The organism is Methylomonas sp. MS20 (assembly GCF_050275925.1).
In the GTDB taxonomy this organism is placed as follows: Bacteria; Pseudomonadota; Gammaproteobacteria; order Methylococcales; family Methylomonadaceae; genus Methylomonas; species Methylomonas koyamae_A.
The window spans coordinates 41,385-65,604 of the sequence record NZ_CP189963.1 but is presented as its reverse complement, the minus strand read 5'-3'; the positions used below and the strand labels follow the sequence as shown (position 1 = coordinate 65,604).

Annotated in this window: 15 protein-coding genes; 1 reads left to right on the top strand and 14 read right to left on the bottom strand. The window is 50.3% G+C overall.

The features are described from left to right. Positions 1-31: 31 nt before the first annotated feature. The 9 genes from recD to ACQE3D_RS24745 all read right to left on the bottom strand — a co-directional run bounded on the left by recD (position 32) and on the right by ACQE3D_RS24745 (position 14,980). Entirely contained in the window at positions 32-2,038 is a 2,007-nt protein-coding gene (recD, locus tag ACQE3D_RS24785; protein ID WP_427551854.1) for an exodeoxyribonuclease V subunit alpha, read from the bottom strand. Further along, entirely contained in the window at positions 2,035-5,748 is a 3,714-nt protein-coding gene (gene recB, locus ACQE3D_RS24780; RefSeq protein ID WP_427551853.1) for an exodeoxyribonuclease V subunit beta, read from the bottom strand. Before recB ends, recD begins: the two co-directional genes overlap by 4 nt. Continuing rightward, on the bottom strand, positions 5,745-9,305 hold the full coding sequence (recC, locus tag ACQE3D_RS24775; protein WP_427551852.1) for an exodeoxyribonuclease V subunit gamma: 3,561 nt from the start codon (positions 9,303-9,305) through the stop codon (positions 5,745-5,747). The genes recB and recC overlap by 4 nt, the downstream gene beginning before the upstream one ends. A gap of 366 nt (positions 9,306-9,671) precedes the next feature. Next, entirely contained in the window at positions 9,672-10,079 is a 408-nt protein-coding gene (locus ACQE3D_RS24770) for a YkgJ family cysteine cluster protein (protein ID WP_427551851.1), read from the bottom strand. Between the two features lie 486 nt (positions 10,080-10,565). Further along, the gene (locus tag ACQE3D_RS24765) at positions 10,566-11,090 is read right to left on the bottom strand and encodes a DUF6527 family protein (protein WP_427551850.1); all 525 of its coding nucleotides are present in this window, start codon (positions 11,088-11,090) and stop codon (positions 10,566-10,568) included. After that, entirely contained in the window at positions 11,087-12,598 is a 1,512-nt protein-coding gene (locus tag ACQE3D_RS24760) for a hypothetical protein (RefSeq protein ID WP_427551849.1), read from the bottom strand. Before ACQE3D_RS24760 ends, ACQE3D_RS24765 begins: the two co-directional genes overlap by 4 nt. A gap of 8 nt (positions 12,599-12,606) precedes the next feature. Next, complete coding sequence (locus ACQE3D_RS24755; protein WP_427551848.1) at positions 12,607-13,923, bottom strand: HesA/MoeB/ThiF family protein; 1,317 nt, start codon at positions 13,921-13,923, stop codon at positions 12,607-12,609. Next, complete coding sequence (locus ACQE3D_RS24750; RefSeq protein WP_367650902.1) at positions 13,920-14,249, bottom strand: E2/UBC family protein; 330 nt, start codon at positions 14,247-14,249, stop codon at positions 13,920-13,922. The genes ACQE3D_RS24755 and ACQE3D_RS24750 overlap by 4 nt, the downstream gene beginning before the upstream one ends. A 53-nt stretch (positions 14,250-14,302) precedes the next feature. After that, the gene (locus ACQE3D_RS24745) at positions 14,303-14,980 is read right to left on the bottom strand and encodes a multiubiquitin domain-containing protein (protein ID WP_427551847.1); all 678 of its coding nucleotides are present in this window, start codon (positions 14,978-14,980) and stop codon (positions 14,303-14,305) included. A gap of 198 nt (positions 14,981-15,178) precedes the next feature. On the opposite strand from ACQE3D_RS24745, the gene ACQE3D_RS24740 reads away from it, so the two are divergent. Next, a complete protein-coding gene (locus ACQE3D_RS24740) occupies positions 15,179-16,114 on the top strand; it encodes a WYL domain-containing protein (RefSeq protein WP_171694425.1) in 936 nt (311 codons plus the stop codon). 251 nt (positions 16,115-16,365) lie between these two features. Here ACQE3D_RS24740 and ACQE3D_RS24735 read toward each other — a convergent pair whose 3' ends face one another. From ACQE3D_RS24735 to ACQE3D_RS24715, 5 genes are all read right to left on the bottom strand, one after another. Continuing rightward, positions 16,366-16,524 (bottom strand): hypothetical protein, encoded by a 159-nt coding sequence (locus ACQE3D_RS24735; RefSeq protein WP_427551846.1) that lies wholly within the window; start codon positions 16,522-16,524, stop codon positions 16,366-16,368. Positions 16,525-16,794: 270 nt separating this feature from the next. Further along, positions 16,795-19,929, bottom strand: a complete 3,135-nt coding sequence (locus ACQE3D_RS24730; protein WP_427551845.1) for a type I restriction endonuclease subunit R — start codon at positions 19,927-19,929, stop codon at positions 16,795-16,797. Positions 19,930-19,972: 43 nt separating this feature from the next. Next, positions 19,973-21,121, bottom strand: coding sequence for a Fic family protein (locus ACQE3D_RS24725; RefSeq protein WP_427551844.1), 1,149 nt, complete (start codon positions 21,119-21,121; stop codon positions 19,973-19,975). A 101-nt stretch (positions 21,122-21,222) separates the two neighbouring features. After that, positions 21,223-22,572 (bottom strand): restriction endonuclease subunit S, encoded by a 1,350-nt coding sequence (locus ACQE3D_RS24720; RefSeq protein WP_427551843.1) that lies wholly within the window; start codon positions 22,570-22,572, stop codon positions 21,223-21,225. After that, complete coding sequence (locus ACQE3D_RS24715) at positions 22,562-24,115, bottom strand: type I restriction-modification system subunit M (protein WP_427551842.1); 1,554 nt, start codon at positions 24,113-24,115, stop codon at positions 22,562-22,564. The genes ACQE3D_RS24720 and ACQE3D_RS24715 overlap by 11 nt, the downstream gene beginning before the upstream one ends. Positions 24,116-24,220: the final 105 nt, after the last annotated feature.

Here is a 24,220-nt window from a genome sequence, read left to right as displayed (position 1 = left end):
CCTCGAAAGTTTTTAATCGCATTAAAAACAGTTACATAAAAATGCAAGATGCCAAAATTGCTTGATTAAACACATCCCCACTACTTTCCAGCAAGGTGAAGTTTTCTTTCGCTCGGGTGATGCCCGTGTAGATCAGTTCACGGGTAATCACAGGACTTCTGTTTTCAGGCAACACCAAGGCAACGTGACTAAACTCTGAGCCTTGGGATTTATGAACCGTGATGGCAAAAGCCGTGACCACATCCGGCAGCCGCATCGGCGATATCCAGCGTATCTTGATGTCAGCCAAGGGATCGTCGTTTGGAAATGCCACCCTCAGTTTTCCGTTGCTGTCTTTAAGGGCAATGCCGATATCGCCGTTCATCAGGCCCAAATTGTAATCATTCCGAGTCACCATGATGGGACGGCCTTCATACCAAAGGCTGGGTTTTTGTTGTGGAAACAACCAGTCTTCGATACGCTGATTGAGCTCTTCTATTCCCCACACGCCACGGCGCAGAGCGCAGAGCACCTGAAAGGTATCAAAGGCTACCAGTACTTGTTTAGCCCAGTCATCGTATTGGGTGTTATCGGCAGGACGATTTTCCTCGATTACGGCCAGATAATAGCCATAGCCTTGACGATCATTGGGTTTGCCGTTGTCATTGACGCCGGCATTCAAGGTCACCAGTTTTTTTAACAAGCGGTTTGCCGCATCCGGATTAGGCTGTTCTCTCAGCTTTAAATACTCTGTACGCGGTTCAGGTATTAAATCCGTATAGGTGCTTAGATTATTCAAGATGGTTTGGGCTTGCTCGGCATTCCCTAGATTCACCGCTTTGGCCAGCTGGCCAATACCACTGAGCTCATTAAACCGGTGGCTATAACGAAGCATGATGGTTTGTTGGTTGATCGCCGAACCGGTAATGGCGGGCGTATCTAACAGTTCGCCTGCATACTGGCTAATCCATGCCCGTGTTGATTCGTCATAGGCACTGTTTTCGGCGCCAAAGCATAAATCCCCCATCACAGAACCGGCTTCGACCGACGCCAATTGATCCTTGTCGCCCAGCAATATTAATTGGGCGGTATCCGGTAGCGCATCGAGTAACGAGGCCATCATTTCCAGATCTATCATCGAGCCCTCATCGACAACCACAATATCCGCGACGATGGGATTATCTCGATGATGAATAAATCGTCGAGAGTCGTGCCGGCTTCCCAGTAAGCGATGCAACGTGCTGGCTTTCTTGGGGATGGCTTGTTTGATGTCCTCACTGACGTTCAGATGATCCAGCGCCTTGCCAATGGATTCACTGACCCTAGCGGCCGCTTTGCCAGTGGGTGCGGCCAATAAAATATTCAGCTTTTTCGTGTAGTTCGATTCGTATTGCGTCAGGTTGATCAATAGCGCTAACAGCTTCGTCAAGGTCGTGGTTTTACCGGTACCCGGTCCACCGGTAATGATGGTAAACCGCGAACGTAAAGCCAACACACAGGCGATTTTTTGCCAATCTGGGATCTTTGAGTTTCCAGCTGTTTCAGGGATAGCAGGAAACAAGGCGGTTAATTGATCGCGCAACTCGACGGGCAAATGCTCTCGGATTGGCAGCAAGCGTTGTTGAATACTCGAATTCAGGGTTTGTTGATAGTGCCAGTAACGCCGTAAATATAAACGCCCCCCTTCCAAAACCAAAGGTGTGCTGCCCTGCCCCAACGCCACCAGTTTGGATTGTTTCAGCGCCGAGATCCATTGTTCCAAATTAAATGCTTGCAGCGCCGATAACTCGCGGTTTGCCAATTCATGCTCGACTTTCCAGGCATCATCGGTCGGAATGGCCAGCGTTAAGCCAGGCTGTTGACAGAGTTTTTCTAAATCCAGATACACTTCACCTCGATCCAGCTGGTGGCTGACCAAAGCTCCGGCCCACAGGACGGCATCGCTCGCCCCCGGATTTTGATCCAGCAGAAATCGAACGAACGCTCTGTTCAAGTGGCTTAACCAGCCCCGCGCTATCCATAGCTCCATGTTTTCAAGTACGGATAATTCCTGCGTCATAGTGTGTCTCCCTTGAGCGTCGATGCTGAAAACAACTTATCCAGGCCTTCGATGAGCTCACGCGGTGGTTTAGTCAACAGCCGGCCACCGCTTGGGCCTTGCGCTCCCCGTAGGAACAAGTACAGTCCGCCGCCGATATGCGTATCGTAATCGTACTGTTCACCCAGCCGAACCTTCAGCAAACGATGCAACGCCAGTAAATAGAGTGAATATTGCAAATCGTAGCGTTTTGACAGCATCGCCTGTTCAAGAGCCTCCTGCGTATAACTCGCATCATCATTGCCCAAGCTATTAAACTTGTAATCCACCACGTAATATTGCTGTTTATACACAAACACCAAATCCATAAAGCCTTTTAATAAGCCGTTGACGAATCTCGGCAGCAAACTCGGCCGGGGAAGCCCTGCAAAGGTATGTCGGGTCACCAGCTGGTCTAAAGCTTGAACATTGACGGCGTCCGCCCCCAGCAGAAACTCCATTTCAGCCTGATAGTCATCGGCACCCAGTTGAGCCAAACTCAGATTTTCACCTTCCAACAAGGGCATGCTTAACCAGACCGATAATGCCGAGGCAATAATCTCTTGTTTGTGAGTCCATTCACTGGCGGTAAAGCCCTTTTGGATTAATTGTTGGCCTAGCGCCGGATTGGCCTGCACAGTCGAAAAACCTAATTGTGCGCATTGCTCCAGAAGGTCATGAATCAACACCCCAGGCCCTGAGCCTCGAGCTAAACCGTGGATGCCCGCCAGTGGCTTTAGCGTCGGCGCGAGATTCAGATCCGCTTCATCATTTTGTTTATCGTCCCGGGCGGTTTCCAGTTCTTGCGGCAGAGGCGGTTGCTCCTCCTGGATCAACTGGGTCTCTTCAATTTGCAGAGCGCTATAGCTTGCCACCCACCAATTATTGGCAATTCTGGCGGCGGCAGTGCGCGTGGATTCCAATTGCTCCGTTTGTTGCGGGGCAAGGTAAGGCTCATCGTTGATGGTGGGTAAGCCGGTCAGCAGGATGGACTCGCAATGGCCTTTCAGCAGCGTCAGTTGTGACCCCAATTCGCCGGCTGGCAATCCGGCTTGCCAATTCAACAGCGAACCCATGGCGGATTTTTCCAGCTGGCATTCCTTGGTATTGCCGAATTTAATCGGCGCAATCCCTAACCAGCAGGCATGCTGCGCTCGGGTCATGGCGACATACAGTAAGCGCAAGTCTTCCTGCAGGCGTTCTTCATCGCTTAACGCCCTAATGTCATCCGCCTTCGTCAAATCGATGTTGAGGGTTTGCTGTTCATCGTGATAGCGGTAGTGGGTATTGAATCGGCTGTTGATTTCCCGAAAGCTGCATATAAAAGGCAGAAACACCAAGGGATACTCAAGGCCCTTGGATTTATGGATGGTGACGATTTTGATCAGATTGGCATCGCTTTCCAGACGGATAATACCTTCGTCGCCGGATTGACTACTCTCGGCTTCGATAGCCTCCGCCAGATAACGGATTAAAGCCTGCTCGCCTTCGAGCTGGCCGCTGGCTTGTTGCAGAAGCTCCGCCAGATGCAATAGATTAGTGATGCAGCGTTCGCCTTCACTGTCCGCGGTGAGCCGCGCATGCAAGCCATAATCGCTCATCAGTTGCCGCAAGGTCGGCAAAATACCATCCTGTTGCCAGCGCGCCTGATACCCCAGGAAACGTTCCAATTGCTCTTCCCAGCCGGGCTCATCTATCGCCAGTTGCTGCAGCGCTTGATAAGACCAGCCAAAGGTGGCGGTACTTAACGCGGTGCGCACCTTGCGTTCATTACGCGGTTCGGCGAGCGCTTTCAGCCACAGCAACAGGTCTTTCGCCTCACGGCTGGCAAAGATCGAGTCGCGCTCGGACAGATAGACGCTACGCAATTGGCGTCTGGCCAGTGCGTTTCGCATCACTTTGGCTTCGGCGCCGCTTCTGACTAAAATCGCAATATCCGAGGGTTGTAAGGACTTTAACTTTTTTGACGATTTAAAACCGGTACGGCCTTGCGTCGCCAAATTCAGCAAGCCCACAATCTCGCTGGCCGTCACTTCGGCCATGGTTTGCCGATATTCCGGCAGTCCCACGGGCTTTAGCTGGCCATCGGTATCGGTGTTATCCCAATGCCAGAGCGTTAAGGCCGGCGCCGCCAGATCGTTGATGACCCATTCATTCTCACGGCCCTGGGCGGCCACCGCAATGAACGGCAAGGGATTATCATTCTCGCGTTTGAACCGAAAGGCCCCGTTGGGCTGCTGATCGGCATATAGAAAGACCTGATTCACCGCGTCCACCAGATGTTGGGTAGAGCGGTAGTTAGTGCTTAGCGTGTAATGCTTCCCGGCCGTATCCTGATGCGCCCTGAGATAGGTGTAAATATCGGCGCCCCGGAACGAGTAGATCGCTTGTTTGGGGTCGCCGATCATCAAACAACCCAACTCTGCATCACCCTCTGCCGGATACAGGGTGGAAAAGATACGGTATTGCACCGGGTCGGTATCCTGAAACTCATCGATTAAGGCGATGGGGTATTGCTGCCGAATCACGCTTGCCAAGCGCTGACCGTTGTTGCCTTGCAGGGCTTGATCAAGGCGGGTCAGCATGTCATCGAACGTCATCCGCGCCACACGTTGCTTTTCACTATCGTAACGGTTGCGAATCCAGTGGATAGCGTGTTTGATCAGTTCAATTTTTAAGTTCGGTAGCGCAGCCAGTTGCCCCGGCAATTCGCTAATCGCCTCAAAGCCGGGATGCACGGGCGGCGTTTGTCCCGATTTGGCGAGGTTTGCCATACCGGCCGGCGATAGGCTTTTAAAACCCGTTAGTAGATCAAGTGATTCCTGATTCGGATCAGTACTCCAGGTAATTATTTTATCGATCCAGCTCTTAATGGAATTGGACTTATAGTTTGTACCGGGCAGTACTTTGTTTTTAACCGCTGTTTCCACTAACTCTTTAATTTCATTTGCCCATGCCCCCCAAGGCTGCTTGAGTAATTGCAAGGCGTCTTGCTTGGCGGTATTGACTGCCGTCATCAAGGTTTTGATGTCTTGATCGGGCGTTAGGCAGTTCGCGATCGGATCGGCGTTATATAACAGCGAGCGAATTTCCCCGAGTAAGTTATCCGGTTGCTGAAAAAGGCTATAGAGCGCCAGAAAGTCCGGGTCGTCGTGCGCCATTTCGTAATAGAACGTGCGCCAATAATCTCTAACGACTTCGTTCAACAGTTCGGTATCGTCGGTATTGACCTCCTGATGAAACAGGCTGCCACTATCGAACGCATGTTGTTGCAACATCCGATTACACCAGCTATGGATGGTGTGGACAGCCGCTTCGTCCATCCAGTTGGCGGCCAGTTCCAGACGCCGGGCACAGGCTGACCAGAGACCCGGATCATAATCCGCGCGGATGGCTTCCAGAAAGGCATCGCTTTTCACCGGTTGCTCACGGAAAAAACGCGCGACCTGGCTAAGACGCTCTCGAATCCGTTCGCGCAACTCTTTAGTCGAAGCTTCGGTAAACGTGACCACCAGAATTTCCGGTGGCAATAACTCACGCCTTGGAAGCGAGTCGTCGGGTTGATGCCCCAGTATCAAGCGCACATAAAGTGCCGCAATGGTATAAGTCTTACCCGTCCCGGCGCTGGCCTCAATCAAGCGGGTCCCGGACAAGGGAAACGTCACCGGATTTAACGCAATAGCCGTACTCATTCTGACGCTCCCTGTGCGATTTCGGTTTGCTGGATTTGATTAAAGGCCGGTTGATACAGCGTTTCCACCCAATATTGAAAAGCCTTGTCTTGATCGGTGTTTTGACCCGACTTTTGAGCGGTTTCCTGAGGGCTTTGGTTTAAACTGGCAAAATCCGGAAAGAATCGTGTCAGATAGGCATCATAATCTACCTCCCCTGGCGTCCAATCATCCCCTTGGTATCGGCTGATGGCTTTTTCCAGGGCTTTATCCTGATCACTGTTGGCAGCGGCGGCCAGCCAGGCAAAAGCGGTTTTGCAGGCCACCGGCAACGGGGCTTGCATGCCTTGGTGATACGCTTCGACCAGGGATTGCAGGTGCGCATAAGCTTCGGCTTGATCAATGGCGGGGATTTCAATCACCGTATCGGCGGCAATCACCAGCGTCTGTACCGGTAAATGATCGGCACACGCCGCCAGATGCTGCACCCAATGTAATAACAAATTGGGGTATTTGAGGGTCTTGTCTTTATTGATCAATCGCTGAGCGGTCAAATAAATCAAGCCATCCCCCTGCTGATCGCTGCTACGCCGTAACTGGCTCAAATCACCCGTCAACTGTACCGTCACCCCATCGGCCAGGGTAAAGGGCGGCAAATGGGTGGCATGAGCTTCGAGTTCGCTGGACCAGACGGGCAGTATTGCTTGGTACTGCTGCCAAGCCAATTTGACCGGTTCGCTGATGGCGTCATAGGTGGCCTGAGCAAACCCGCCTAAAGGCAGCAGGCCCTGCTGGGCCATGGCGGATTGTTGCTGGGTAAAAAACGCCGCGGTGTCATCGAGATCGGCGCCGTTCGCCTGTACGCTGTTTAAGCGTTGCAGCAAGGCTTCACTCAATACATAGGCTTGCAACGCGTCAAAGCCAAACGGTTCATGATCTTCGCTGGTGACCGTTTCCTCATCGAAGCCAAACTTCAGGGTATGATTGCAGAAGGCTTTGACCGGGGCTTTCAAAAAACGAGCCAGCGACTCCAGGGTGAGCGTAAACCCTTTTTCTTCCGGATTGGGTGCGGATCGCTCGGATAAATGGCTATCCGTTGCCGGCTCATACCATTCCCGCGCATAGGTAAACAGCCTTGGATCTCGATTTTGCAAGACATAGGCAAGGCTAAACGGTTGCAATGGATGTTCGACAGTCAAGGACGCCAGTAAGGAAACCTCATCCGCAAGCCGCCATCCCTGAGCTAACACTTCGCGTAATTGACTGATCAACACGGAAGGCGGTCGCTCACTGTTATCGCGTATGCTGCGTCCCACCCAGCTGATATACAGCTGCTGCCTTGCCGACAATAAGGCCTCCAGAAACAGGTACTGATCGTCCTGCCGGCGCGAACGGTCGCCGGGACGATATTGGCCTCGGTGACTCATCAGATCAAAGCTGGGCGCTTGTTGATTGCGCGGATAGTCGCCATCATTCATGCCCAACAGGCAAATCAGCCGGAACGGAATGGCGCGCATCGGCATCAAGGTACAGAAGTTGACGCGGCCGCTGAGGAAGCGTTGATGCAAGGACGGTTCATCCACGCTGGAGAGCCAGGCCTCACGCACCACATTAATCGGCATTGTATCCGTTTCCATTAAGCCCGCTTGCTCGCAGGACTGGCCCCACTTAGCTAAGGAACTGGTCAGGATTTCCAGGGTTTTTCGCTCCTGGTCGTTGCTGACTCTAAAAAAGTCGTCCAGCAGCGCTAACAGGGTCCGTTGCCATTCTTTGGTATTTTGTTCACGCTTGAGCAATAAGGCATATTTCTCAAGCGACTCCAGCAGAAAGGCCAAATCGCCCACCCATTGTGCCTCCAGCCCGCCAATTTCAGCATAAGGCTCGATCTGGGCAAAAGCCTCGCCGGCGCCGACCGCATATCCCAATAACATTCGGCGTAAACCAAACTGCCAGGTATTGGCCTCCAAATTTGCCGGCATACTTACCGCTTGGGTGCGTTGTTCGGCATTCAAGCCCCAACGAATGCCGGCTTCTTCTATCCATTGATGTAATTTTGGAATAGCCGATTCATCGATATCGAAACGCGCCCGCAGTGCAGGCACTTCCAGCAAGCCCAGAAACTCACTGACGGCAAATCGCGATTCCGGTAAATTCAGTAAGGCCTCGACGGCCACCAGCATGGGATTTTGGCCGCGTTGTTGTTGGTCAGCCAAACTGTAAGGAATATAGCGCGGGTCATCCGCTTGAATCTGGCCAAACACCGCGCGGATATGCGGCGCATATTGATTAATGTCCGGCACCATCACAATCACATCGCGCGGGTAAAGCGGTTCCCTATTTTGTTTGGCCGCGGCAAAACGGGCGAGCAGTTGATCGTGCAAAATTTCGACTTCACGCTGCGGGCTGTGGGCGATATGAAAGGCGATGGAATCATCCGCTACGGGTAGCAGTAAGGGGTCTTCAGGTAAAGGCTCCAGATCGAGAACGGACTGCTGGAGATGTTGCAGCAAGCTGCGTTGACCGGGCTCCCCATAGTCTTTGAATAGATCGATTTTGTTCTGCGGCCAATGCCAGTGCTCATAGCGCTGGGTTTCATCAAAATGGTCCAGCAAGCGAATGTAATCACGTCCCTGTTTACCCCAGGCGGCCAATAACGGCGGCGTATGCAGATGCAGTTCTTCGGCGGTCAATGAGGAGGTCATCCCCGCCTTATATGACTGCCGCCGCCGCTCGGCTTTGAGAAGTTCCTTGTCTTCAATAATGTCAGCCCAGTAATGCTGGCAAGGGTTATGGACAAACAACACGATCTGACAAAACTTACCCAGCTTGGCCAACACTTCGAGCGATTGTTGCGGTAGGGACGATAGCCCAAACAGAATAATCCGCCGTGGAATCCCCGCTGGACGCTGTTCCAGCGTATCGATATGCGTCATAAACTGCGCATGTACTGATGCTCGACTGGCGAACTGCATGGACGCCTCGCCCAAATCCTCAAGCACCGCCCGCCATAAAAGGGCTTGCCAGTGCTGTTGTTCGGGCAGAGGCTTGATCTCACCGTGGGCGTTGCGCAACACATCATTCCCTTCGGCCCAATCCGACATCCAGTCCGAACGGTACACCTGATATTGGTCGAACAGGTCCGCGAGTTGTTCGGCCAGTTGATAGCGTTTACGGCTGTTGCTGTCATCCGCCAAAAAGCTGGCCAGGGTTTCAAAACCGGATTGCGTCACCAGAATGGGCAACAACCGATACAAACGCCAAATCAGCGGGGCTTTGGCCAGGAGTTGCTCTTTGGGAATTTTCTCGCCCAATACCGCACGATAGGCACTCCAGATGAACAACGAGGGCAATTGCACTTTGGTAGAGGCGACAATGCCTAATGAGGCGTTTTGGGCCAAATTTTGTTTTAACCACTGCCCCATGCCATTGCTCTGCACCAGGAAAATCTCGTTCTCCAAGGGGGCTAGCGGGTGTTGGCGTAGCCAATATTCCACGACATCCCGGAGTTCTTCCAGTTGATTGGAATGAATCACGGCAATACCGCTATCCAGTGGGCTGATGTGATTTGATTCGGTCATGTCGGTTGCTTTATGGTTTTAGAGTGTCCAACTTGGAAAGGGACCATTGATTCTAATCATCCCTCAGCTATTGATAGGAGGCATATAAATCTGAGGCGGCAGTTAATAGATCGGGGATATTCGCCAGCGTAACCAGTCGTAAAACACCCATAAATAGTTATTTTGAATAAACACCGAAACAGTGCACCGCCTGGTTTTGCATGGTTTTCAACTATTGAAATATTTGACGGATGTCGAAAATCGAAGCATTATCGTTTTCACGAATAATGAAGTTGTAACTTCTGATTATTTCGGAAAATTTTAAAAGTGTAAACTCGCCAGTGCCGCATTTATCGGGGTGACACCATATTGATGTTCGGGTAAGGGCTACATGTTGACGGCAAAAAACGGCCGATACTCATAAATACTGCAAACACCAGCTTTCAAAAATGGACAGGGTGTACCATGGAAAGACGAAGACTGCTTAGGATTTTTTGATCGCTTGATTTTCGTAGCACCCTCAATGTATTGAATTTCAAGTTCAGAAATAGATACGTCGTAGTAACAACATGAACTGCAACCCTTTTTGCAGGGAGTGAATTGATGAACAAAAGAAAATAATTCATCCATAAAGCTGTAGAGATCCTTAAGCTTCGTTAACGGATTACCTTGATGATTAGAAAACTTCGTTAGCAACAAGTCTTCTCTCTTTGCCAGTCTGTTTGGTAATCGGATAATAACGATTTCAGAGTTTTTGCGAGCATTTTCTTGTTCTAATTCGAGTTCTTTATTCATGAAAATCTCTCAATCGCATACAGCCAACATGCGTGTAAAAATAGGGCATAGTGGCAAATATTTGTTGAATTTATAAAATATTCTGTATATTCCAACGCTGAAATTCATGGAAACGGAGCGCTAGCGAAGTGATGAATTTTAGTCCCCGATAGGCGTAGCGCCGGGCGGGTTTTCGCAGAAAACCTGCAAGGCATCGCGACACGCCGTTAAGTCATGCGAGAGCCAATGTTTCGACCCCTTGTTGGGTCGAAAGGAGGTGACGCGGACGAATCGGGGCCGCCGAAGGCAATCACCGTGACGGTGGAGTCCTGATTTTCGTCCCATGGATGGGCGAAAATCTTTACGGACGGAAGGCGTCACTCGCCGATTAAATCAGCTGCCTATTCCGATTTCAAAGTCGCCATTAATTCTGAATAAAAAACTGCTAGTCATATCAATAAATTAGTCATTTATCAGGACAACCATTTTTTCAGCACATGATCAGATCTAGGGTACCCTGAAAAAACCACGCAACTTATCATTGCCCTCCACCAAAGCATTAGCGCGCCGAACTAGTTGTGAACATGCCCAATTAATGTCCCAAGGTACTTCATCAAGTTTTTCTGCAATTTGCGTATAGTGCAGCCAGTCTTTGGTGCAAACTGACAGCACTTTTCTTCGTAATTCGATCTCATCTTCTACGATGACGTCACTATCATCCCAATACTTGTCACACCAGACAATAACATGATTCCATATGATGAAATGGCTGCAGCAGCCGGTGTCACGCCATACTGAGGGAAACACCGAAATCTGGTTGCGTTTCCGATAAAACCGCCAAGCTTTATCTGTGCGCGCATCCAGATTGATCGTGAGCGTCTCTCCACAGCCATCAGGACAACGCATAACAAATGACCGGAGCACACCTCGATTTACTAGAACGAAATCGCCAGGCTGTTCCATTAAGGTATCGGCATCACGACGGTGAGATACAGTGCCTCTGTCCCGAATTCTTTTAGCTTTCTTTTTCATGGGAACTTTTCTCTTTGGGTCTTGATTTCGCTGATAATATTTGCGCCAATTTCTAATGCAACAACGCGACGTCCTCTATCAGTGATTGACTTAGGTGAAAATTTGCACCATCGCCACAGCGCAATCACTAAAGCGATAGCATACTCGTGCGGGTCGCTCTGTTCATAAATACTAAAGGCGCGAACCCGTTGCAAACAACCGAAAAGCCAAAAGTCAGGTCTGGGCGCTGAATCCCGATCGGGTGTGCGCAAGATTGCGTCGAGTTCGTAAAATGGACGGATATTTTGTTCCCATTCTTTTAGTTTAAACTGTTGACTCGCATTTTCTTCATCCGTGCAGGTAAAAACTAATGCTACCTCTAGCATCGCTACGTCGAAACAAATTGGTGCTCCCTTTCCAAACTCATTAGTTCCCTTTACTTCACCAAGATCAATTAAGATTGCGTCATCACCACGCACTCGAATATTGTCACCATGTAGGTCGCCATGAATAATGGCAGATCGATGTTCGAATGAAATATTTTTAAGAATCTCCCATAGCGTATTGACATCAATTCCTGCATTTTGAATTGGCTCAGAATCCAAATAATCCCGATGAATTTTATCTGGGGAAATAATTCCAAGGCGTTCGGCAGCCAGTGCGAGTGATTCATTAGGCTTAGTTTTCTGCCAAGCAATGTCACGCCAACGTAGTAGTGTTCGATTAAATAAATTAGAAATTGCATTTTCTGCCCGGCCAGCTCTTGCAGCAATTAGCATAGATTCAGAGTTTTCAACGAAGTCTGCGACATAAACTGACTTTGAAAATCCTTCTACATACACTTCAAGATTTGGCCTTAACTCAAACGGTATGAATGGTGAAGCATCCTTCATGGCTCCAACTTCAAGCTCTAGCACTTTGCGCTCCCCAATTTTAACTAAACGTGGTAGTGTCCAGTGAGCGGTCGAACTCAATCTCCGTTTTTCGTAAGCCATGAAAACTCGGGATGTAGTGAATCCGGATTGAAGTTCATGAATGCGTAATTCTTCCGCATTCTGAAAGGCTCTACAAATCAAAAGACGCTCATCCGATTTAAGCTTTTCGGAATGGTCGAGTTCCACAATGTTGATGTGCTTCCATTTTAGAGCCGGTTGATACTCAATAATATTGTCGAAATTTTGTTGCCTTAAATCGTTTAAAAAGGTTACTTCTTCGTCCCAAGGGAATACAGGGTCAATTAGTTTTAAATATTCTTCATGAATTCGCAATTTATCTTTGCGATTAGCTAAAATAAGGACAAGGATTCCATGATTAATAAAGCGTGGCAGTTGTCTATAAGTAACCTGATTGAATCTCGCATCATTCGCTTCATGGCTGAATACCACGATTGAGGTTACGCCAAGCAATGAATCATTGAGATCGGCTACATCTGGATTCTCCAGTACCGTGAAACCCCGCTTGTTTAACTTATCAAAGATGCCAGGTAATGGAGTTGGACCATACCACAAAAGTTTTCCAGGCATACTCATACGTCTCTTCATTCTAAAAAGCTCAAATGCCGTGAATCCCCAGCAGCTATAACGCCATTCGCCCCGCAGATAGGGCAATCAGGATCAGGTTTAGTAGCAAACACGCGCACATTACCCGTTAATGCATCGTAGGATTGCCATCTGGCGCGCACGGGAGTTCCTGTGAATGCAGCTAGAAACATTGTCACCGCCAAAGATACCATCGTGCTATTAAGTGAAATAACTGCAGGTTGGTTAACACCGCTTCCACCATTAAAGTACGGATCAGATTCACGTTGTTCTGGAGTCATTAATTCTTCACGGATGATTCGCGAATCGAGTACATTACTGCACAGAAGACACGGTAAACCGGGAGCTAGCATTTGGGTGCGTCCTGTTACAGCGTAAACGTGATTATCTCTCAAGGTAATTGATACGCCGATATCGAACGCGGGAATGAGATATTGGAAAGCAAATTCCGATAAAAAGGCTCTGCTCACGTGAGAATCAGTACACATAAAAATGCAGTCCGCCGAGCACATTAATCGCCTTGCGTTTTCGGTAATGACGGAATCCGAGTAAATGTGAACTTGAGCGGATGGGTTAATCGTGCGAATAAGGATGGACGCAACATCAATCTTCGATTTTCCAACGGATTCTGGCTGCGTACCAACCACACGATTCAAATTGGTTTCTTCTACAGCGTCAGGGTCAATGAGAATAAACGTCCCAACACCAAGATGCGCTAATTGTTGCACGGTGACCGATCCAGTTCCTCCCAAACCAACGATTACAACCGATAAATTGCGCAATATCCTTTGACCATGCTCGCCAAATGCTCGAACTTGTCGGTCATAGCGTTCGTTATTTTCGTCCTCTGAATTCCGGGTGGCTGGAATAGTGATTATTGGGCCAATTTGCCGCACAGAAATAGATTCTTGAGTTCCAAACCACCGAGCTTTTAGTTTTCCGTCGCAGAGTATCATTGAGAATGCGTTTCCATCGGGAATACGCTTTTTTACAAATTCGACAAGCCCAACTTCGGTCGCATCATCTATTAAAGAAAACTCTGGAGCCCCCTTGGGATGCGTATGTAGCAGCACCAAATGTTGTTTTTGTTCGCGAGCACGCCTAGTTATGCGAGTTAAAAACTGCGGCGCAAAGGTAATTTCGATTTCTGACGCAGAAAGTACATCTGCTTCATTTGCAATTTCTATGTCGTGTACCAGATATCGATTACTAACCGCGTCATAACACAAATATAATGCTGCCCCTCTCTCAGTGTCCGCTTGAAGTGAGTTTATTAAGGCGGTAATGGTCGGTACCCCAACAACAATCTCAGTCATTTCAGCTCCACGAATCGGCTTCTAATAATTTTCACATACGTTAGCAAGTCGCAGGTTGCTGCATTCCATGCCCCATTAGCCACATGCCAGGAAAACCATAATGTCTGCGCGTCAGGTTGCCCGGGTACGACTTGGCCGATCTGTGCATTTTGTGGCATTTGTCCATTTTCCAGTCGCAATGAGTGATCTGCCCAGAAACAGTCTGGAGAGGCATATGGGTAACCATTAGGAACAACAAAACGAATATGAGTCTCTGGGGCTGACCACCCTTGTGGTAACGTTACGGAAGGAATAACTACGAGATGACATCCGTTCTCACCGGTCATTTTGGAGTCAGGAAAAACCTCGATCAGTGACGTAAACTGATCCTGAACAGATTTCATAGCATTCCAAATGTTGCGGGTGGGACAATAGCGAAATGTGCAGGTGTTTCGCGCCCTTTAAACTCTACTATTGTGGATGGGCGAATTACCTCATCAGGCTCAGTTCCCTCCCCTTCCAATACCAAAGAATTAGCTGCATCCCAGTCGGGAATTTTCGCCATAATTTGAGCGCCAGTTAGCTCTGGTTGATCAGTGCGATATTCGACACCGTCTACGAAATAGTGATACTCGACTTCTGGCTTATGACGCTTGTGTGTTTTGAGGTGTTCGATACCGCTTTCATTGAGATTAAAATAACCTTGCAACCCAAGCGTCTGGTCTTCTTCATCAACACGCTCCCAGATAAGGTCTTCATCCTCCTTCACATTTGCAAGTGAGCGTATTGTCGCGATCTCAATTTTTGGGCTTCCCCACCAGATTGAATGCCCATTGACTGTTAATTCAAATACAGTGCCCGTTTCGAAGGCAAAAAATTCTTTGATTGATCCCGTCAATTCAAGAATTTCATCCGACGAGACCACGCGGGTCCCATGTGCAGTGCGCATGATCAGTACAAAATCTTCCGCTGGTTCAAAGCCGGCATCGGCTAACACCTGACCTGCAATAGGAGTTTTATCAAGGGTGTTAGCCGGTTGACCGTTAATTTTGTAGGGATAGCTATGTTCTGTTGTCATTTTCGGTCCTCTAGTGAGAAATCTGACGATAATTGGGGGATTTCACATCAATGATCAAACGACCGTGATCATTGATGCGATTGTTAACCTTGCCGTGGCACACAAGTGGGTGAACACTTATGCATCACATCAGTACGGTTTTAATATACAATAAAGAAAGCTTATGCGTAAAGTTTTTTTACTGATAATGAGATGCCAATGAAGCAATCAACACAAAAAAAGCGGTGGGGGGTGGAGCGACGCCTTGAATTTATTGAGTTTGTATCTTATTGGGAAGGTACAATTAATCGATCTCATATAATGGAGCATTTCGGGGTATCGGCGCCGCAGGCGTCTAGTGACTTAACCACTTATCAAAAACTTGCCCCTCAAAATCTCCGATATGACTTAAGTTCCAAACGATATGTTGCGACGGATCAATTCGAATTTAAACTCATCGAGCCGGACGCGGATCGTTATCTCAAGCAACTGACTGCACTATCCACCCAATCGGTGGAATTAGAAGATACTTGGCTAAATACCACCCCAGCGGCTGAAGTTATTCCAATTCCAACCCGTAAAGTCGAACCAACTATCCTTTTCGGAATTCTTAAAGCTATCAGGTCAAAAAGATCCATTGAAATTGAATACCAGTCGTTAAATCCAACGACAACTGAGACTGCGTGGCGCCGTGTTACACCGCATGCCTTTGCCTCAGACGGATTTCGTTGGCATATGAGAGCGTATTGCCATCGGGACAATAGATTTAAGGATTTTCTCCTTTCCCGTTGCAGCAATACAAGAGCGGAGGGAGCTCCTGGGCCTGGTGTAGAAAGCGATGACAAATGGCTCACCTATTTCGAGGTTAAACTTGCACCTAATCCGCGACTCTCGACTTCTCAAAAAAGAGCAATTGAGCAGGATTATGCAATGCAAGATGGCTATGTTGTTTTGCCGGTTCGATATGCACTACTGTATTATTTCGATAAGCGCCTTAGGTACGATCTATTGCCGCAACGTTCAACAAATTCGCTAGGAGACCCGAGAGAAATACCTATCGTTGTAGCAAATCAAACTGAATATGAAGCGGCTTTGGAGACAATAGGCGTTCAATTTCGTACTGACTACACAAACAAGCTCGTTGATAATCAGTAGAGAAAGCCGTCTGGCATCTCTAAAGCAGCAATATAGAGGTGCCAAACCAGCGCAGCTTACCAAAGTAGCAAATTGGAAAGAGTGTTGCTCAAATTGAGCAGATCGAAGCCTTGGAGCAAAGTGCAATCGGCGGCTTGAAGATGTGTTAAAAAGAGCTACGAGGTCATCAAAAAAAGACAAAAACGGATAGTGAGGGGGGATATACCGTCGTTTCAAGCCTACAGCAACCTACGCTGTAATTGAATACATAGTCAAGCCACCGCAATCCCCAACAGCCAGCGGCCGCCCAATTTGCAAAATACCATCCAATCTACAAACCACGGTACCAGCCGTGGATTTTGACCAGCTTGGGCAATGCCTTGAAAGGAAACTTCCAATTTGCCTAACAACAGCACCGGTAAAGTGGCCATGACCACCAATATCCAAACAGAGTTTGAAAATGCAATAAAAGCCCAAAATTATAAATGTCGGCTATCTGAGAGGGCCTGTGGAGGCTTATCTCTCACTGTTTGTCATGTTTTCGAACAACCCAAAATAGCCTAAACTGTGAATTGGCTGATTTGAAAAAGGCATTCTCCATAGCTGATTTTCATCTTTTCATGGTTTTGAAATAGCCAAAGTCGCTATTTGATTTCAGACCCAAAGTCTGACCATTTTTACATGCAACCCGCTCAAATTATCTACATCCATGCTTCACCTAAAGCCTGTGCCTGCTGCAAAACCAGCTCAATCGCAGTCTCCTGCTGATCTGGCGGATACTTGTACTTACGAAGAATACGTTTCACCATCAAGCGTAACTTGGCCCTCACGCTTTCCCTTTGCGACCAATCCACCGTAATGTTCTGGCGTAGGTTCTCTGTAAGTTCATGGGCGATAAGCTTCAGGGTTTCATCGGTCAGTTCGCGGACGGCTGATTCATTATCGGCCAGGGCATCGTAAAAGCGGATTTCATCTTCACTCAACCCCAACGACTCTCCACGGCCAGCGGCTTCCCTAAACTTCTTCGCCATCTGAATCAGCTCTTCAATCACTTGGGCTGTTTCAATGGCTCGGTTCTGATAACGCTTGATGACGTTGGCCAGCAGCTCGGAGAACTTCTTTTCCTGCACCACGTTGCCGGCAAAGCGAGATTTGATTTCACCTTCCAGTAACCGCTCAAGCAACTCCACGGCCAAATTACGTTCCGGCAGGTTACGCACGTCAGCCAGGAAGTCGTCGTCCAGGATACCGATATTGGGCTTATCCAGACCAACGGCTTCGAAGATGTCCACCACATCTTCCGAGACCACCGCGGAATTGATGATTTGCCGGATTGCCAGATCACGTTCCTCGTCGCTACGTTTTCTCCGGCTGATGTCGGGCTTGGTGAGAATGACTTTCACCGCCTGAAAAAACGCCACTTCCTCCCGTACTGCTTTGGCTTCATCCAGTGTGCAACACAGGGTAAAGGCCTTACTCATAGCCAGCGCGGTATCGGCAAACCGCTTTTTGCCGTCCTTCTGGCCGAGGACATGGTTGGCTGCGCCGGCCAGTCGTTTGTGGCCTGTGGTTAAAAAGTCACTATAGTCATAGCCGTACAGTATGCCCCGCAGAATATCGAGCTTTTCCTCCAGCACGGAATAGGCTTCGGCCGCATCGACGGTGGGTCGGCCACGGCCCTGGCTGGCGGTGTAGTCCTTCAAAGCCGACTTCAATTCGTTGGCGATACCGATGTAATCCACCACCAGGCCGCCTTGCTTGTCCTTGAAAACCCGGTTGACGCGGGCGATGGCCTGCATCAGGTTGTGGCCCTTCATCGGTTTATCGACATACAGCGTATGCACACACGGCGCGTCGAAACCGGTCAGCCACATATCCCGCACGATTACCAAGCGCAACGGATCGGCCGGATCTTTAAAGCGCTTTTCCAGGCGCTTTTTCTGCTGTTTGCTGTAGATATGCGGACGCAGCAAGGCCTTGTCACTGGCAGAACCTGTCATCACGATCTTGATCGCGCCTTGCTCCGGGTCGTCGCTGTGCCAGTCTGGGCGTAGTTTGATGATCTTGTTATACAGATGCACACAAATTTCGCGGCTCATCGCCACCACCATGGCCTTGCCGTCCTGGGCTTTGTTGCGTTCCTCGAAATGGGCGACCAAGTCCGCTGCCACGCTGGCGATACGCGGTTCGGCGCCGACCACCTTTTCCAGCGCAGCCCAACGGCTTTTCAAATTGGCTTTTTGATCGTCTTCCTCATCCTCGGCCAGTTCGTCGACTTCATCATCTATCTGTGGCAACTGCTCCGGCTTCAGTGCTAACTTGGCCAGCCGCGATTCAAAGTAAATCGCTACCGTCGCGCCGTCTTCCTTGGCCTGCTGCATATCATAAACGTGGATGTACTCGCCAAACACCGCCCGCGTATCGCGGTCTTCCAGCGATACCGGCGTGCCAGTAAAGGCAACGAAGGTGGCATTGGGCAGCGCGTCACGCAAATGCTGGGCATAACCGACCTGATAGACCTCGCCGGGTTCGGCGGCCTGAGCCAGAGTGTCATCATTGGCGCTGGGTTTGGGGGATTTGACCGTCTTCAGTTTGGCTTCAAAGCCGTATTGGGTGCGGTGTGCCTCGTCGGCAATTACTACGATATTGTTCCGGTCGGACAACACAGGGAAACTATCTTCATCGGCACCGGGCATGAATTTCTGGATGGTGGCAAAGACGATGCCGCCGGAGGGCCGGTTAGCCAGTTTTGCGCGCAAGTCCTGCCGGGTTTCGGCTTGCACCGGCTGTTCGCGTAAAAAATCCTGCCCCAGCGAGAATACCCCGAACAATTGACCGTCCAGGTCGTTGCGGTCGGTAATCACCACGATGGTCGGATTCTCCATCGCCGCTTCCTGCATCACGCGGGCGGCAAAACAGGTCATGGTGATACTCTTGCCGCTGCCTTGGGTATGCCAGACCACGCCGCCTTTATGGTTGCCATCCGGTCGGGAGGCGGTCACCACGTGTTGAATGGCGGCGTGTACCGCATGGTACTGATGATAGCCCGCGACTTTCTTGATCAGGCCGCCGTCATCCTCGAACAGGACGAAAAAACGTAAATAATCGAGTAAGGTTGCCGGATTCAACAAACCGTGTATCAGTGTTTCCAGTTCGTTGAATTGGCCTAACGGGTCCAGCGATACTCCGTCGATGGTGCGCCACTGCATGAAGCGTTCGGCATCGCTGGATAACGATCCCAGACGGGCTTCGCTACCATCGGAAATCACCAGCACCTCGTTGTACTGGAACACATCCGGAATTTGTTCCTTGTAGGTTTGAAGCTGGTCGAAGGCCTTCCAGATGTCGGCGTTCTCGTCGGCAGGATTTTTAAGCTCCAGCAACACCAACGGCAGGCCGTTGATGAATAGGATGATGTCAGGTCGGCGCGAGTGTTTCGGACCCTTGATGGCAAACTGGTTGATCGCCGACCACTCATTACTGGATGGCTCGGCAAAGTCGATCAAGCGCACCCTATCCCCTCGGATATCGCCGTCCTTCTGGTACTCTACCGGTACGCCGTTGACTAGCAACCGGTGAAAGTGGCGATTGGCGGCTAACAGCCCTGGCACTTCCAAATTCAACACCTGCTGCATGGCATCTTCCCGCGCCACCAACGGAATCGCCGGGTTTAGCCGGGCAATCGCCGAACGTAAGCGTTCGACCAGTACCACTTGCTGATAATTGCCGCGCTCGGGGTTGCTGCCATCCGGCGCAAGTTCTGGTCCGTAAAGGCCTGAATAACCAACCTCGGCCAGCCAGCCGAGTGCTTCCTGTTCTAATTGGTCTTCGGTCATGGCCTGTCTCCGTTAGGCTAGTGGTGTGTGGTGCTCGGTTGCATCAGCGGGTCAGCAACTCGATGTAAGCTTGATAACTGTAACTGCGATTTTTTTTCTGTCCGGTAAATTCCACCACGATACCCAACTCTTCCAACACGTTGACCGCCGCAGTGGCGGTTGGGAAGGTGGTATTCAGTTTCTGGCGCACCTGTTCAATGCTGAAGCGCGGCATCATCGGCAGCAACTCAAACAAGCGATAACTGGCCGGCCCGACTTTCGCTGCGCCCAGCAGTCGCCGACGATCTGCCGCTACCAGGCTGGCAATCGCCACAATACTGCGCTCGGCATCGGTCGCCGCCACTGCCACCGCTTCCAAAAAGAAAGACACCCAGCCCTCCCAGTCGCCATCGGTGCGGATGGCCGGCAAGCGCCGGTAATACTCGCTCTGGTGTTGTTTCAAGTAACCACTGAGATACATCAAGGGTTCCGGCAATAAGCCCCAGTGCTCCATCAAGGCGGCAATCAACAAGCGGCCAATCCGGCCGTTGCCATCCAGAAACGGGTGGATAGTTTCAAATTGGGCATGCACCAGGGCAATCTTCACCAACGGCGGCAAATCATCCGGCGGCGTGGTGTGAATGAAGCGTTCCACATCGGCGAGCAAATCCGCCACCCGTTCAGCCGGTGGCGGTACAAATGCCGCATTACCGGGGCGAGTGCCGCCAATCCAATTTTGCGAACGGCGCAACTCGCCGGGTTGTTTTCCCGTGCCTCTCGCCCCATCGAGCAGCAGATGGTGTGCGTTACACAACAAGCGAACGCTGATCGGCAAGCCGTCGGCAGCGCGTAAGTTATCCTGCACCAGACGGAAGGCGCGTAGATAGTTGGTCACTTCTTCCACATCGTCGGTATTGCTGACTGCAAAGCCGGCTTCCTCATCGAACAAATCGGTCAGCGTGGCTTGCGTGCCCTCGATCTGCGAGGTCAGCAACGCTTCTTTGCGGATCGCGCTATACAGCAACCAATCCACGGACGGCACCAGCCCGGACACCCCCGACAACCGTGCCAACGCCAGCTCGGCGGTATGGTTGAGCGCAACATAACTATCAACGGCCAAAACTGGGTCGCTAGGCGGCAACGGATGCGGGACAAACGCCCGCACGGGCTCGCCCAAGGTCGTGGAAATAACGTAATCGCCGGTGCTGCGCATGGTATGCAAATCTTCTTTAATAGAGAGTCGTCATATTAAAGCATTCTTTAATAGTCGGCGTGAATATCAAAGAAAACTTGAATACGCGAAAGGTCGACATCTCAAGCCTGCTCTACCATGGCTTCGACTTCCGGCAGACGGAGTTGGCCGGAGATTAGACGGGGGAGCAATGTATCGCGGAGGTTAGTGAGAGTTTGGATTTGCTTCGCATTGCCGAAGATTCTGGAGATCAATGGGTAAGTCAGTTCATCAAATTTCCCTAGAACCAATTCATCAGGTATCAGCAGACGTTGCTCTTTGACGTCAGATTGATTAATACCTGGAATCGCCGCCTTCCCCCCTCGGTGCTTCAGCTCATGCATTATTGCGTCGCTCCATAACCAAAAATACAAGAATGTCTGTCCGAAAGGTTCTTTCAGTCGAATGCGAAAAACATGTTCATTAATGCCGCAGATTTCATAAGGAAAGCCATCGCCAAACATTGAAACCCGAGGTAAGAATACGCCTGGTTTACCACCATCCTTGTATAACAAGACATCTCGCGACTCCAACCGCCCGGCTTTCATTTTGTCGAAAAACTCATCCGAAACGTATTTGGTTTTGGCAAAGTCGAACTCACCAACGCGAATAATGCTTTCTGCGCCGATACTAGGAACGCCGCTATCAATTCCGCTTACCCCACCTTTAGGCCTACGACCCGTTTCAAGAGCTGAAAGCCAAGTACCTAGTAACCCAACTTGCCACCCCCTCGGCACCACCCCCAATTCTGACTCCTCAAAACTATCGGGAAACAGCGCCGCGGCGGCTTCGTCCATGCCTTCTGGAATGCGGCCTTGTTGTTTGGCGTGGATGGGGTCGAAATCGACAAACCACGATTTGAACAGCGCTTGAGCGATCGCTTCCAGCGTGGTGTTGGTTTCACGCAGAAGGGTGATTCGGTCGTCGAGTGCTCCAAGAATTTCCGCGATTTTTGATTGCTCGCCGATTGGCGGAATGGTCAACTCAAAGTGCGGTATCTCTTTGCATTTAAGGCTGTCGAATACAGCGCCAACATTGATGTACTTATTAACTTGATCCCACCAATCAGGGCCACGTAACAACCAACGAAGAAATTTAGGGTGAACCGTTTTTCCATCAGTTCGCAAAACAACCAAGTTTTGTCCAATAGCACACTCCAAACCCTTAGGTACGACAGCACTATCACCAGAGTTGCAACGCCGAACGACGATAACGTCATCAGCCTGAGGCTTCAGCTTCTTTGTCCAGTCGGAAAAATGCTCTTTTGAAATCTTGCGAACCCCGTCAAGTTCGATATGACCATTTTTGAGCTGAGGTATCGCAATGTACGGATAACCATCTTCAGCAGCTGGCGGAGTACGGTGATCACAATCTATCAACGTGACGCCGGCATTCTTAAGTGGTATGCGTGACCATTCGATTTCAGAACTCATACCCCAGACCTCCCATCTTCTGCCGAATCAACTGGTCGAGTTCCGCGCCTTTTGCCATCTGCTCGCCCAGCTTTTCGGTGAGCTTTTGCATCTTGTCGGCAAAGGCTTCGTCGTCGTCCTCGACTTCTTCGGCGCCGACATAGCGGCCAGGTGTGAGGACGTGGCCGTGTTCGGCAATTTCGGTCAGTTTGACGCTACAGCAGTAGCCGGGGATGTTTTGATAATCGCCAACACCATCTTCGCCTCGCCACGCCGCCACCGTACCGGCAATGCGTTCAATAACCTCATCAGTCAATTCTGCCTGCACCCGGCTGATCATACTGCCAAGTTTGCGGGCGTCGATGAATAGCACTTCGCCTTGCCGAGTGGTTTTTTGTTTAGCCAAGAACCACAAGCAGGCCGGAATCTGGGTGTTAAAGAACAACTGGCCGGGCAAGGCGATCATCACTTCCACCACGTCGGCATCGACCATGGCGCGGCGGATGTCGCCTTCGCTGTTTTGGCTGGAACTCATCGAGCCGTTAGCCAGTACGATACCAGCGCGACCGTTGGCTTTGAGCTGATAGAGCATGTGCTGCAACCAGGCATAATTGGCGTTGCCTTGCGGCGGGGTGCCAAAAACCCAGCGCGGATCGCCTTCCAGACTGCCGTGCCACCAATCGCTGATGTTGAACGGTGGATTGGCCAATATGAAATCGGCGCGTAAATCCGGGTGCTGGTTTCGGGTGAATGTGTCGGCGGGTTCACGACCCAGGTTGAAGTCAATACCGCGTATCGCCAGATTCATCGCCGCCAATCGCCAGGTGGTGGGGTTGGATTCCTGGCCGTAAATCGACACGTCGCCTAGCTTGCCGCCGTGGGCTTCGATGAATTTTTCCGATTGTACGAACATGCCGCCGGAACCGCAGCAAGGGTCGTAGACCTTGCCATGATGCGGGGCCAGCACGGCGACCAGGGTTTTAACGATGCTGGCGGGCGTATAGAACTGACCGCCTTTCTTTCCTTCGGCGCTGGCGAACTGACCCAGGAAATATTCATACACTTGGCCCAAAACGTCGCGGGCCTGGCCGGGATCGTCGCCAAAGCCGATGGTGGACACCAGATCGACCAGCTCCCCAAGTTTACCGTCCGGCAGTTGGGCGCGAGCGTAGCGTTTATCAAGGATTCCTTTCAGCTTGGGATTTTCGGTTTCTATAATCGCCAGGGCATCATCAATGCGTTTACCGATGTCGGCTTGCTTGGCAGCGGCACGCAGAGCTTCCCATCGGGCTGTCTCCGGCACCCAGAACACATTGACCTCTTTGTAATAGTCGCGGTCCTCCAACTCTTCGGCCAACATTTCGTCATCGCACTCATGCAGGAAATACTCGTCGGCTTCATCGGTAAAGCGCCGGGTGAGTTCGGCGCGGCGGGCGGCGAAGGTGTCGGAAACATATTTGACGAAGATCAGGCCTAGTACCAGATGCTTGTATTCGGCGGCGTCCATGTTGGCCCGCAGCTTATCGGCTGCGGCCCATAGAGTTTTTTTGATGTCGTCTAGCATAATCCCTTTTACTTTGTAAGTCAGTAAACCAATAACTATAAATCGGCGAGTGACGCCTTCCGTCCGTAAAGATTTTCGCCCATCCATGGGACGAAAATCAGGACT

What these genes read in the sequence shown, in the direction of transcription:
- ACQE3D_RS24730 (WP_427551845.1), bottom strand. Translation starts at nt 19,929, where the DNA reads ATGACCGAAGACCAATTAGAACAGGAAGCACTCGGCTGGCTGGCCGAG.
- recB (WP_427551853.1), bottom strand. Translation starts at nt 5,748, where the DNA reads ATGAGTACGGCTATTGCGTTAAATCCGGTGACGTTTCCCTTGTCCGGG.
- ACQE3D_RS24745 (WP_427551847.1), bottom strand. Translation starts at nt 14,980, where the DNA reads ATGACAACAGAACATAGCTATCCCTACAAAATTAACGGTCAACCGGCT.
- ACQE3D_RS24760 (WP_427551849.1), bottom strand. Translation starts at nt 12,598, where the DNA reads ATGAGTATGCCTGGAAAACTTTTGTGGTATGGTCCAACTCCATTACCT.
- ACQE3D_RS24740 (WP_171694425.1), top strand. Translation starts at nt 15,179, where the DNA reads ATGAAGCAATCAACACAAAAAAAGCGGTGGGGGGTGGAGCGACGCCTT.
- ACQE3D_RS24735 (WP_427551846.1), bottom strand. Translation starts at nt 16,524, where the DNA reads ATGGCCACTTTACCGGTGCTGTTGTTAGGCAAATTGGAAGTTTCCTTT.
- recD (WP_427551854.1), bottom strand. Translation starts at nt 2,038, where the DNA reads ATGACGCAGGAATTATCCGTACTTGAAAACATGGAGCTATGGATAGCG.
- ACQE3D_RS24755 (WP_427551848.1), bottom strand. Translation starts at nt 13,923, where the DNA reads ATGACTGAGATTGTTGTTGGGGTACCGACCATTACCGCCTTAATAAAC.
- ACQE3D_RS24720 (WP_427551843.1), bottom strand. Translation starts at nt 22,572, where the DNA reads ATGAGTTCTGAAATCGAATGGTCACGCATACCACTTAAGAATGCCGGC.
- ACQE3D_RS24770 (WP_427551851.1), bottom strand. Translation starts at nt 10,079, where the DNA reads ATGAATAAAGAACTCGAATTAGAACAAGAAAATGCTCGCAAAAACTCT.
- ACQE3D_RS24725 (WP_427551844.1), bottom strand. Translation starts at nt 21,121, where the DNA reads ATGCGCAGCACCGGCGATTACGTTATTTCCACGACCTTGGGCGAGCCC.
- ACQE3D_RS24750 (WP_367650902.1), bottom strand. Translation starts at nt 14,249, where the DNA reads ATGACCGGTGAGAACGGATGTCATCTCGTAGTTATTCCTTCCGTAACG.
- recC (WP_427551852.1), bottom strand. Translation starts at nt 9,305, where the DNA reads ATGACCGAATCAAATCACATCAGCCCACTGGATAGCGGTATTGCCGTG.
- ACQE3D_RS24715 (WP_427551842.1), bottom strand. Translation starts at nt 24,115, where the DNA reads ATGCTAGACGACATCAAAAAAACTCTATGGGCCGCAGCCGATAAGCTG.
- ACQE3D_RS24765 (WP_427551850.1), bottom strand. Translation starts at nt 11,090, where the DNA reads ATGAAAAAGAAAGCTAAAAGAATTCGGGACAGAGGCACTGTATCTCAC.